We start from the raw sequence: 10,951 nt of genomic DNA on the forward strand, positions 1-10,951 counted from the left end.
CGCTCTGACATCCTGTACCTAGGAATTATTAATCTCGGCTGGTGAGTTTTCGCATCGGCAATGTTCTTTTCTACAAGTCGCCGACTGGCTGGCGGCGGACTCGGCAGCACGTGCCGGGGACCGGCGGCCAGGCCTTGATGGCGCCGCCAAACATGATCCCGCTGCCCTATCGGCTCTACTTAATGGGCGGTCTCCTCAGCAATCTCTTGTTTATGGTTATCGGCGTGGCTGCCTTTCTCCTCTGGCGGCCGGTGGCTGTAGGCTGGGGACTGGTCAGTGTGGTCCTGCTCTTAATGAATGGGATTCCCTTGGGCTTCAACGATGCCCAGTCATTGCGCATTGTCCGCCAGGATCCAGGTAACCAACAGCTGCTGTGGATTCAGCTGACAGTGAACGCCCGGCTGACGGCGGGGGCCAGCTATGCGGACCTGCCGGCGGCGGTCTATACGCCGGTGAAGACGGCTGAACGAACTTATTTCAACGACTTTCAGCTGCTGCTGATCGCTACCCGGGCGCTGGCCGCCCAGGACTATGCCGGGGCGGCGACGATCCTGCGGAAGCCCTACGATGACGGGACAGAAATGATGACGCTGTACTTCCAAGAGTTAGTCCAGCTGCTGCTCTTGGCCTTGTTGTTCAGCGCCCCGACTGATCCGTTAATACCGGAGCTGTGGGAGTCATTCCAGCAGCAGCCGCTGGCGAAACGGCAGCAGATTTTCTTAGTCCGAGCGGCCCATGCGTGGTATACCGACCACGATGCGGCGGCCGCCCAGACGGCCTTGACTGCTGGCCACCAATTACCGCGGGAGCCGCTGCCGGCCGACCAGGCGCTGATTGACCAAATGGCCCAGCGGCTCAGCCAAGACATGCAGGCTGAAAAGACGACTCAGTGACGGATTATTGCCAGCGGGATGCCGAGACGGTCAGTTTGTTTTCTCACCTGGATGCGGTGATCCGGCAGAAAGAAGGAATTGTGATGGTAACGATTGGGGTCATGGGCTTGGGCGGGATCGCCACGCGGGCGTATCTGCCGGTATATGCGGAGATGCAGGATCAGGTGACGTGGCAGCTGATGACGAGAAATGAGGACAAGCTCAAACGGTTAGGCCGCCAGTTCGGCCTGCCTATCGCGGGTAACACGCTGGCAACACTGGATGACCAGCCGCTAGATGCGGTCATGATCCACACGCCGACCGAGACGCATGCGGAACTCGTGCGCCATTTCCTGGAACGCGGGGTCAACGTCTTTGTGGACAAGCCGCTGGCTACCGATATGGCAGAGGTCAAGCGTCTCTACGCCTTGGCGGAGAAACAGGGTCTCTTGCTCACCGTCGGCTTCAACCGCCGTTTCGCACCGTTCCACCAAGTGCTCGCCCAGCAGGCGGTCGCGGCCCGGGCGGTGCGGGTGATGAAGACCCGCATTGCCAATCCGGACGACCCTGTGCATGCGCTGTGGGACTTGCTGATCCATCCCGTCGACACCGCCCTGATGGTGGCGAATTTCCCGGTATTACCCGCGCCGCATTATGTGGTGCAGTCTGATACAGACGGCAGGCTGCTGCGGGCAGAAGTGACCTTTGCGTTGGCCCATTCGGTGATCACCGCGGGTATCGACGAGCAGGCCGGCGTCAACTTGGAGGAAGCGGTCCTCACCACCGACCACGGCATTCTTCGGGTCCAAGACTTGAGCCGGCTGACCGTACTGACCGCCCAGGGAGAAAACCGGCAATTGGCGCCCGATTGGCAGCCCACTTTGCTGACCCGCGGCTTTCAACCGATGGTGGCTGCCTTTGTCCGGGCAGTGGCCGCGCATGGCCCCAATCCGGTGGCGCCAGAGACGAGTATCCAGAGCCACCAGGTCATTGCAGATATGGTGGCGCATCTGCCCCTTTCTTAACCGCTACCGCACAAAAAAACAGCCGACTGCGGAAAGCATTCGGCTGCTGGCAAAAGGACAATCTTAATTCTGGGCGCGGGACTTGTACTCACCGTTGGTCGTGTTGATGGTCAGCACTTCGCCAGTCTGAATGAAGTCCGGCACTTGGACGACCAGGCCGGTCTCCATGGTCGCCGGCTTGCCGCCGCTGGCGGCCGTGGCGCCCTTGATGCCCGGTGTCGTCTCGGTTACCTTGAGGTCCACAGTGGTGGGCAGATCGAGGCTGATCAGCTCGCCCTCGAAGAACTCCAGCTGGACCTGCATGTTGGGAACCAGGTACTTCACTTCTTCCGCGATGTGGGATACCGGTAGTTCGTACTGGTCATAAGTATCGGTATCCATGAAGTACGCGGTATCGTCCTGACTGTACAGATACTGCGCGTTCTTGTGGTCCATCTCCGCCAGCTCGACTTTTTCCGTCGGCCGCATGGTGGTCTGGACGATGGCGCCGGTGCGCACGTCGTTGAGCCGCATCTGCATCACCGTATTGCCCTTGCCCGGTTTATGGTGGTTCGTTTCGAGTACCTTGATCAGTTTGCCGTCTTTTTGGAACACATTGCCGGCTTTAAGATTGATTGCGTCTGTCATTTGCTCGTTCTCCTTTATGATGTTCGTTGGCGTGTTTAGTGAATGGTCAGAAAGGGCGGGGCCAAAGACAGGGCAAAGCCACGATGGACCATTGCGTATTGCCACCCGTCATTGTAGAATTTCTAACATACTAGCTCTCACTGTACCATGGATTCGGAATGGCGGCAAAGCATTCTGACTGCCGGGCCTGTGCGCGGCATTTGGAGGGGATGCTGGTCGTCCTCAAGACCAGGTAGGAGCAAGCGGTACTGATGGTACACCGACCTTAGTACGGATGCAGTTAGGGTGATCTTGTGACATCGTCGAGTTGAATTAGTGAGAGGATTTGAACACAAATGGATTTAACAGCGCTGCTGAAGCAAATTGATGCCAAAAAGGAACAAATGGGCACCTATCGGCCGCTATCCCAGGCCGACATGCGAGCAATCGAACATGAGAAAAAGATTGCCCATGTTTGGTCATCCAATGCAATCGAAGGAAATACGCTGACGTTGTACGAGACAACATCCATCCTGGAAACGGGTATGACAGTTCACGAGAAACCCATCAAAGACGTTTTGGAAGCTATTGATTTGGCGGATGCCTATGATTACATGATGGATCTGGTCCAACACAAACAGCCTGTGACAGAGACCATGATTCGGGACTTGAATCGTTTTGTGACCGCGAAGACGACGCGAGATGTTCAAAACGCGGGGGCGTATCGCGTGGAAAAGGCGTGGCCGGCCGGCTTTCCAGAGAACGCCTATCCGCCGCCCTTCGAGATTCGACCCGCGATGGCAGATTTGGTCACGTGGAGTCGCACGAATCAGGCCCGGTTGCACCCTGTGGTGTACGCCGCTGAGTTACATCAACGCTTTGTCTCGATTCACCCGTTTATAGATGGTAACGGCCGTACGGTTCGGCTCCTGATGAACTTTGCACTGGTGGAAAACGGCTTGCCGCTGATTAATATTCAACCAGATAAAGCCTCCCGGGATACTTACATGAAGGCGCTCTACACATCCCAGCAAATAGGGGAGCACGGGCCCTTTGTCCGCCTGGTGGCAGACTATGTTGATAAAGAACTGGACGAGCGCATCAAGATACTGCAGCTCAACGAGAAGAACCTGCAGGACGCGGCGCTGGAAACAAATCTGCCACACCGCCCCAAGTAAACATCAGAGAAACAGGTGCCACCAAATCAGAGCCGCAGTCAGAACGGTGCGGACTGTGAAATGCGACCATCGAATGCGGCCGTTCAGCACCAGACCGTTCGCCAGAGCGGTGCCCAATAAGCCCAGGAGTCCGATATAGAACGAGGGTACCCACCACCGGCTGGTCAGCAGTATCAAACTGAACCCGACGTTTAGAACGAGCAACCAAAGCGGCATCCCCGCCTGGTGCGCCTGGACGATGGCCGCACCGCCCATTAAGACAGCGTACAGCATCGTTAGAAGCCAAAATGCGATCGTCATGTTAAATCACCTCGACCAATAGTAGACAACACGGGGTCGACCCCGCGTCAAGGAGAATGACCATGCAACTTGCTGAATTTGTCGCCATGAACCAAACGACCCGGGATACCGTCCGGCATTACATTGACTTGGGTTTGTTGACGCCCCAGAAGCAAGGCAAGAATTATGCCTTTACTGCCGCTGATACCGCAGATTTCGCCGAAATCGTCGAATTGAAAGAAATGGGCTTTTCTTTGGCGGCTATCCAATCGATTAAGGAACGACACGATACGCAGTGCGGGACCCCGACACAGTGGCAGGCGAACCGAGAGCTGGTCGAAGACGAACTTGCCACCATTGAGAAAGAACTGCAGACGTTGATGGTGAGAAAGACGAAGCTGACCGCTTTGCGTAAACAGCTGGATGGGCGTTTGCAACAGTAAAAAAAACAGGCTAACCCATGCTGGGCTGGCCTGGTCTTTCTTCCTAACAGCGACTTTGGTTACCGCATCGCCAGCGGCATCTTCCGCGTCGGTGCCGGGAACTCCTTGTCCAGCAGTGCCAAATCGTCAGCGCTTAACTGAATATCGCCGGCGGCAATATTCGTCTTCATATGCGCTGGGTTACTGGTCTGGGGAATGGCAATGGTGTGACCGTCGCGGATTGCCCAAGCCAAAATGATCTCATACGGCGAAACACCGTGGCGCTGGGCGACCTGAGCCAAAGCGGCGTTGCCGTGCATGGCAGAAGCCGGAATGTCTTCGCCGGCACCCACCGGCGAATAGGCGATCAACGGGATGCCATGCTGCCGCTGCCAAGGCAGCAGGTCGTATTCGATACCCCGGGTGGCCAAGTTGTAGAGATCCTCATTAGCAACTGCATTTTTACCGTTCGGCAGCTGCCACAGCTCTTCCATATCGCTCAAATCGAAGTTGGAAACGCCCCAAGCGCGAATCTTGCCGCTGTCTTGGAGCCGCTGCAGCTCGTCAACAGTTTCGGCCAACGGCACCCCGCCGCGCCAGTGGTACAGATACAGATCTAAGTAGTCGGTGTGCAGCCGCGCCAGGCTGGCGTCCAAACTTTTCTCCATCCGCTGCCGGGAGGCGTTGCTGGGCAGGACTTTGGAGAGTAGAAAAATGTCGTCGCGCTGATAGGGCTGCAGCGCTTCGCCCACCAAGGCTTCAGAGTCGCCCGAGCCATACATCTCGGCGGTGTCCACTAACCGGGCCCCGGCGTCGATGCCGGCGCGAATGGCGTCAATCTCTTGCGGCCGCTTCCGCGGGTCGCTGCCCATGTGCCAGGTACCGATCCCCATCGCCGGCACTTGCCGGCCAGCAATTTTAACTGAATCCATGAGGCCATCTCCTAATGACAGAATGTGGAACGTGTCTACATCCAATTGTAAGAGCGGTATACTTTTGATACAAGAACGCACTTTGAGGTGCGTAACGGAAGGACGTGGTTCGATGACGGACGTAATCCGCAAGGATGTGCAGAAGCGGTTAGAAAACGGTGATTTCAGCTGTGCCAAGGAGCTGACGCTGTCCATGATCAGCGGCAAGTGGAAGATCGTCATCCTGAACGAACTGGGGATCCACGGACCATACCGGTTCAACGAGCTGATGCACCTGATGCCCCGGGTGACCCACAAGGTACTGACGAATCAGCTGCGTGAATTGGCTGAAGACGGCTTGATTACCCGGGTCGAGGAGAAAGCCGCCCCAGTCAAGGTATTCTATGCCATCACCCCGGTGGGCCGGTCATTGCTGCCCATCATCCAGGCGATGACGGACTGGGGCGAGGCCCGGATTCAAGCGACGCAGATTGTGCCCCGTTTTTCTTTGGATGAAGCCGTGGTTGCCCACAAAGAGATCCCGGCGAAACATTAAGACTTGTTGAACTTTAGCGGTACGCCGCCGCTACCCCTAGGCGCAGCCCTGGACCGACCGAGTAAAATAAATGGTGGAGGTGTTGTTTTATGACAGAAACCAAAGTTCCTTTCGTCACCCTCAACGACGGCCACCAAATGCCGGCCATTGGTTTGGGGACCTACCAGATTCGCGGCGGCGCCGGCGTCCAGCAGATGCTGTCAGCCATTTATGATGGTTACCGCAGTCTGGACACGGCCACCAATTATATGAACGAAGGGGCGGTGGGGGAAGCCATTCGCGCATCCGGCCTGCCCCGAGCTGATTTCTTCGTCACCTCGAAACTGCCGGGGATGTACCACCGATACGATGACGCGACGATGCAGATTCAAGAAACGCTGTATCGGCTGGGTCTGGACTACTTAGATCTGTACCTGATTCATTGGCCGCTGCCCAAGCGTGACCATTACGTTGAGGCGTGGCGGGCGATGATTGACGCCCAGAAGCGGGGCTGGATTCGTTCTATCGGGGTGTCTAACTTCGAGCCAGCGCATCTCGATCGGGTAATCAAGGAGACGGGGGTGACCCCCGCGGTGAACCAAATCGAGCTGCACCCGTACTGGGTCCAATCCCGGATGCTCAAAGCTGATGCAGAACGGGGTATCGTGACCGAAGCCTGGAGCCCGCTGGGCCGCGGCAGCAAGGCCTTGCAGGAGCCGGTTATTAAACAGTTGGCCGAGAAGTACCACAAGAATGTGGGCCAGATCATTCTGCGCTGGCACCATCAGCGCGGCGTCGTCCCGATTCCGAAGTCGCGCAACCTGGCCCACCAGCGGGCAAATCTTGATATTTTCGATTTCTCGCTCACAGACGACGAGGTGAAACAGATCAACGCCTTGAATAAGCCCGATGGCCGGATCGATGACCAGGATCCTAACACGTACGAGGAGTTTGATTGATCCTCAAAGATTAGAACAGTATTTGCAGTCTAACAATCCGAACGCCTCAGCAACGGGCACTCATCCACTATGATGAGTGCCTTTTTTTGGTATAATGATAAAAATTAGGACTTTAGGCGGAGCCTTGATGCTCCGGCACAGTATACGATGTACTTAACTACTGTGTGAGGGAGAGTAATCGTTATGAAAGAGCATCGATCGTTACGGCAAATGGTCACCTTGTTGGCCGGAAATTTCTTTGGGGCGTTCGGCAGCGGCATGCTGGGCTTTGCCATTGGACTGTATATTCTGCACCGGACGGGTTCTGCCCTGGGGATGGGCGTGAACATGATGGTGGGACCGATGGTGGCGGTGGTGCTGACCCCGGTCGTGGGCTATATCGTCGATACGCGTTCCCACAAAGCAATCATGATCAGCGCTCAAATTGGCACCAGCATTGGCCTGCTGGCCTTTGCAGTCGCCTTTGCCCGCTGGCCGCAGGCGTACTACGCCGAACTGATCGTGCTCCAAATCATCTTAACGGTGACCGACCGTTTTCTCAGTACCGCCCTGTCGGCCAGTCTGGTCACATTGTTTCCCGGTGACCAGCTGCAACGGGTGAACTCGCTGAACCAATCGGTACTCTCCACCGCCCAGCTGCTCAGCCCGATGATTGGGGCCGTCGTCTACACGTTCATCTCCATCGGAGCATTTGCCTTAGTGGAAATCGTGTTTGAACTCCTAACGTTAGCCTGCATCGTGCAACTGCGGTTTGCGCCGGCACCGGCCGCCCCGGAAGCTTCTGCGGCGGCTGAGAATGATGCCCCGGTGCCTGCGGCCAATCGTGTACCGGCGGAGAAAGAATCGATGCTGGCCAACTTTCGGGCCGGCCTCCGCTACCTGCGCCAGAACCGGCTGGTCCTCATTACCTGTCTCTTCGGTGCCGGCGTCAACTTTCTCTTCGCCGCTGTGAACTTGGGCTTGCCTTATATCCAGGTGACCGTCTTGAAGATGCCGAACACGTTGTACGGTCTGACTGATGCCGGCTTCGCGGTGGGCATGATTCTGGGCGGCATCGCCTTGAGCTTGATCACCCTGAAGCAGCATCCGGCCATTATCTCGTTCTGGTCCATCATGGTGCTGGCGGTGATTCTGATGGGTATCGGCATTCCCGCCAAGCTGAATTGGCTGATGAGCGCCAACGTCGTGTTCTACCTGCTGGTCAACGTCTGCATCGGTCTGCTCATCGTCGCCATCAATACGCCAATGAATACGATGATGCAAAAGATCGTACCGCCAGCCATGCAGGGCCGGGTTTTCATGATCAACGGCACGGTCGCCACGCTCCTGATGCCCTTGGGCACCCTGATCTTTGGCTTCCTTTTCGACCACACCGCCGCCTGGCTGCTCTTCCTTGCTGCTGGCATGGGCACGTTCCTGCTGGCTCTCGGCGTCCTGCTCTATCTGACCCGGAGCAGCGTGCTGGCTGATTATCCAGTCGAATAATGGTCAATGAGAAAGGAAAGCCCCTCATCGCAGCCGTTGCGGTGGGGGGCTTTCTCACGGTATTTACTTTTTCAACAAGGGCAGCGCTTGCGACTGGGTTGGACAACAGGTGACGCTGTCTCAATGTTGTCCGTAACGGGTGGCGTCACTTCGCCACGACTTCGTTGGGGACCGTCCCGGTGGTCAGCGCCGTGTGGAAGTTATCGTAACTGACGGAGATCATGCCCTCCAGCGCCGGTTCGGTGAGGGAGCCCATGTGCGGTGTGAAGAGTACCTTGGGGTACAGGGCGGCCAGCTGCTGCAGGACAGGCAGGGGCAGGTCTGCGTTGCTGGGGAGTTTCTTACCGAAAATCTGGCTTTCTTCCAGCAAGACATCGCTGGCGAAGCCGTCCAGCTGGCCGGCTTGCAAGGCGGCGAGGACCGCATCGTAATCGACCAATTCGCCCCGGGCGGTGTTCACCAGGACAGCGGAGGACTTCATCTGGCCAATAAGCGCGGCGTTGATCATCTTGTCGTTCTGGCCAGGGAAGTAGGGCACGTGGAGAGAAATAATGTCGGCGCGAGCGGCCAATTCCGGCAGGTCCACGAACTCCACCACGGCCTTCGCAACGTCGGACTGGTAGACATCATAGCCCAGGACGGTGGCCCCCATGCCCCGCCACAACTGGGCTTCGGTCACCCCGATGTGGCCGGTGCCGATGATGCCGATGGTGGAACTGTGCGCTTCGCGGCTGAAGAACGTGGGGGTCACCCGGTAATCGCCGGTGGCCGTGCGGGCGGTGGCGTCGGCGGTGTGGCGGAAGAGCATCAAGCCCAGACTCAGGGCCAGCTCGGCCACAGAATAGGCGGAGTAGCCGGGCACCCGGGCGACCTTCATACCGTAACTGGCCGCAGTCGGCAAGTCGATGTGGTCGTACCCGATGGTCCGGGTGAAGACATACGTAATGCCGTAATCGTGCATCTTCGCCAGGTTCTGAGCGTCCGCCACGCAGTTGCCCCGCAGCAAGACGCCGTCACACCCGGCGATCTCGCCCACGTTATCATGCGTCAGCAGCTCTGGGATCAACTTCAAATCGTAATCGTATTGGTTCAGTTTCTTGAAGAAAGGGACCTCGTAATCGTGGACCCCGAAACATGCAATTTTAAAAGCCATGGGGAAACAGCATCCTTTCTAATAAGCCCTTAACCGAAAATACCGGCGGCCTTGATGACCGAGAGCACGACGATCCACAGCGGAATCGCGATGACGGCGCAGACCGTGGAGATGAAGCTGGCGTTGCTGGTCATCAGCGCGCCGTGGTCGAAACCAATCGAATAAGCCGCGGCTACGGCCGCCGTGGGGGTGGCCATCATCACGATGATCGTGGCCAGGGCGATGTTGTCGACGGGGAGAATATGGGTTACCGTCAACAGGAACAGCAGGACCAGGTGAGCAGCGGAACCAGCACTACCTTGTTGAAGGAGTAGTACCAGCTGGTCTTGTCCGTCGCAGCATCCTTGAAGGTCACGGAGCCCAGGGTGACCCCGATGGCCAGCCAAGCCAGGGGCGAGGCCAAGGCCGCCAGGTAAGACAGCGGCTTGAATAGCCAGACCGCGGTCTGATCGATGCGGTAGAAGGCCACGGTGACCATTTTACCTGTAGCATCCGCCGCCGGTACCGTCACCTGCGGGGCGGCAGTCTGCAGCAGCCAGAGGAACAGGCCGAGGAAGGTGGCAATGACGATGGGGTTGAGCAGCATCGTCTTGACGTTTTTCTTTTCTAACTTCAGCCCCGAGAGCTTGATGTAGGCGTAGGAATACAGGAAAATCCGGTAGCCGATGTTGAAGATGGAACTGTACATGACGCCCTTCGCGCCCCATACCGCGCCGACGATGGGGATACCGAAGAAGGTCGTGGAGCCGAAGGTGGTGAGGACAGAAAGCACCGTCTGTTTGTCCTTGTCCGCCTTGAAGTAGAGCAGCGGCGTCACCAGGATGAGGATGATGTAGATAGCGATGCCCCAGATGAGCACGTTGATCCCTTGCCGCAGCGTGACCGGGTCGATTGGCTGCATGAAGGAATTGAAGGCCAGGGCGGGCAGGGCAACGGTCAGCACGACCTTCGACAGCGTTTTGCCCAAGGAGTCCGAGAAGATCCCCTTGCGCCGCAGGAAGAAGCCGAGCAGGATGATGAAGATCGTCGAGGTCACTGCGCTGACGACGTTCATATTGGTGAGCGTTTCGGTGAGTGCGTTGAGCATGTGGTTTGTCCTCCATCTTGATAATAATTTCACGTGTTGATTTATTATACCATCTTCGTTATCCTCTTCACAGACATTTCTGACACTTTTTTTCCCCCGCCGCAAATCCCGTCCCGGCGCACGTTCCGGATTTGTAACGCCTGTTATCTCAAAAAAAGTTGGCAAAAAAGGTTTGAACTTCAAACTAAATTGCTGTAGACTCAGTTTCAATCAGTCGAACAGGACTGGGGAATGAATTGAATCGTGCTTTGCGGGTCACCCAGGTGCCGAACTTCTTTTGGCGCCGGCCAGTGTAAATGACGGTGGGTGACATGAGCGGAGCACGCTTGGTGAATGGGCTCAGCCATGAAATTGGGGACGTGACAAAACTCATGTCTCGGCTTGACTGAGTGCCAACGCGTAGCAAGCGGAGGCAAAACGGGCTCAGTGGTGAAATCAT

The 10,951-nt window shown here is 56.9% G+C and carries 11 protein-coding genes and 1 pseudogene; 7 read left to right on the top strand and 5 right to left on the bottom strand.

Annotated features, from left to right (window positions below; genetic code table 11):
• Window positions 1–41: 41 nt before the first annotated feature.
• Together L248_RS13155 and L248_RS13160 are read left to right on the top strand one after the other, a co-directional pair.
• Window positions 42–893, top strand: a complete 852-nt coding sequence (locus tag L248_RS13155; RefSeq protein WP_022530748.1) for a hypothetical protein — start codon at window positions 42–44, stop codon at window positions 891–893.
• An 83-nt stretch (window positions 894–976) separates the two neighbouring features.
• A complete protein-coding gene (locus L248_RS13160) occupies window positions 977–1,897 on the top strand; it encodes a Gfo/Idh/MocA family oxidoreductase (protein ID WP_040536888.1) in 921 nt (306 codons plus the stop codon).
• A gap of 63 nt (window positions 1,898–1,960) precedes the next feature.
• Here the strand turns inward: L248_RS13160 and efp are convergent, their stop codons facing one another.
• Window positions 1,961–2,524 carry an elongation factor P gene (gene efp, locus L248_RS13165; protein WP_040536875.1) on the bottom strand — a complete coding sequence of 188 codons (564 nt, stop codon included), beginning with the start codon at window positions 2,522–2,524 and terminating at the stop codon, window positions 1,961–1,963.
• A gap of 335 nt (window positions 2,525–2,859) precedes the next feature.
• On the opposite strand from efp, the gene L248_RS13170 reads away from it, so the two are divergent.
• A complete protein-coding gene (locus L248_RS13170; protein ID WP_022530751.1) occupies window positions 2,860–3,681 on the top strand; it encodes a Fic family protein in 822 nt (273 codons plus the stop codon).
• 3 nt (window positions 3,682–3,684) lie between these two features.
• Here the strand turns inward: L248_RS13170 and L248_RS13175 are convergent, their stop codons facing one another.
• On the bottom strand, window positions 3,685–3,981 hold the full coding sequence (locus L248_RS13175; protein WP_040536877.1) for a hypothetical protein: 297 nt from the start codon (window positions 3,979–3,981) through the stop codon (window positions 3,685–3,687).
• Between the two features lie 62 nt (window positions 3,982–4,043).
• On the opposite strand from L248_RS13175, the gene L248_RS13180 reads away from it, so the two are divergent.
• Window positions 4,044–4,403 (top strand): MerR family transcriptional regulator, encoded by a 360-nt coding sequence (locus L248_RS13180; protein ID WP_040536878.1) that lies wholly within the window; start codon window positions 4,044–4,046, stop codon window positions 4,401–4,403.
• A 59-nt stretch (window positions 4,404–4,462) separates the two neighbouring features.
• Here the strand turns inward: L248_RS13180 and L248_RS13185 are convergent, their stop codons facing one another.
• Complete coding sequence (locus tag L248_RS13185) at window positions 4,463–5,314, bottom strand: aldo/keto reductase (RefSeq protein ID WP_022530754.1); 852 nt, start codon at window positions 5,312–5,314, stop codon at window positions 4,463–4,465.
• Window positions 5,315–5,426: 112 nt separating this feature from the next.
• Here L248_RS13185 and L248_RS13190 point away from each other — a divergent pair, with 112 nt between their 5' ends.
• From L248_RS13190 to L248_RS13200, 3 genes are all read left to right on the top strand, one after another.
• The gene (locus L248_RS13190; RefSeq protein ID WP_022530755.1) at window positions 5,427–5,849 is read left to right on the top strand and encodes a winged helix-turn-helix transcriptional regulator; all 423 of its coding nucleotides are present in this window, start codon (window positions 5,427–5,429) and stop codon (window positions 5,847–5,849) included.
• 89 nt (window positions 5,850–5,938) lie between these two features.
• On the top strand, window positions 5,939–6,787 hold the full coding sequence (locus L248_RS13195; protein WP_022530756.1) for an aldo/keto reductase: 849 nt from the start codon (window positions 5,939–5,941) through the stop codon (window positions 6,785–6,787).
• Window positions 6,788–6,970: 183 nt separating this feature from the next.
• Window positions 6,971–8,272, top strand: coding sequence for an MFS transporter (locus tag L248_RS13200; protein ID WP_040536879.1), 1,302 nt, complete (start codon window positions 6,971–6,973; stop codon window positions 8,270–8,272).
• A gap of 145 nt (window positions 8,273–8,417) precedes the next feature.
• Here L248_RS13200 and L248_RS13205 read toward each other — a convergent pair whose 3' ends face one another.
• Window positions 8,418–9,425: an NAD(P)-dependent oxidoreductase gene (locus tag L248_RS13205; protein WP_022530758.1), complete on the bottom strand. Its 1,008-nt coding sequence runs from the start codon at window positions 9,423–9,425 to the stop codon at window positions 8,418–8,420.
• Window positions 9,426–9,454: 29 nt separating this feature from the next.
• A pseudogene (locus tag L248_RS13210) lies at window positions 9,455–10,512 on the bottom strand (AEC family transporter).
• Window positions 10,513–10,951 lie beyond the last annotated feature (439 nt).

This window comes from Schleiferilactobacillus shenzhenensis LY-73 (genome assembly GCF_000469325.1).
GTDB lineage: Bacteria > Bacillota > Bacilli > Lactobacillales > Lactobacillaceae > Schleiferilactobacillus > Schleiferilactobacillus shenzhenensis.

Excerpts from the sequence above, each read along its gene's own strand:
- L248_RS13180 (WP_040536878.1), top strand. The coding sequence starts at position 4,044 with ATGCAACTTGCTGAATTTGTCGCCATGAACCAAACGACCCGGGATACC.
- L248_RS13190 (WP_022530755.1), top strand. The coding sequence starts at position 5,427 with ATGACGGACGTAATCCGCAAGGATGTGCAGAAGCGGTTAGAAAACGGT.
- L248_RS13185 (WP_022530754.1), bottom strand. The coding sequence starts at position 5,314 with ATGGATTCAGTTAAAATTGCTGGCCGGCAAGTGCCGGCGATGGGGATC.
- L248_RS13200 (WP_040536879.1), top strand. The coding sequence starts at position 6,971 with ATGAAAGAGCATCGATCGTTACGGCAAATGGTCACCTTGTTGGCCGGA.
- L248_RS13205 (WP_022530758.1), bottom strand. The coding sequence starts at position 9,425 with ATGGCTTTTAAAATTGCATGTTTCGGGGTCCACGATTACGAGGTCCCT.
- L248_RS13175 (WP_040536877.1), bottom strand. The coding sequence starts at position 3,981 with ATGACGATCGCATTTTGGCTTCTAACGATGCTGTACGCTGTCTTAATG.
- L248_RS13160 (WP_040536888.1), top strand. The coding sequence starts at position 977 with ATGGTAACGATTGGGGTCATGGGCTTGGGCGGGATCGCCACGCGGGCG.
- L248_RS13195 (WP_022530756.1), top strand. The coding sequence starts at position 5,939 with ATGACAGAAACCAAAGTTCCTTTCGTCACCCTCAACGACGGCCACCAA.
- L248_RS13170 (WP_022530751.1), top strand. The coding sequence starts at position 2,860 with ATGGATTTAACAGCGCTGCTGAAGCAAATTGATGCCAAAAAGGAACAA.
- efp (WP_040536875.1), bottom strand. The coding sequence starts at position 2,524 with ATGACAGACGCAATCAATCTTAAAGCCGGCAATGTGTTCCAAAAAGAC.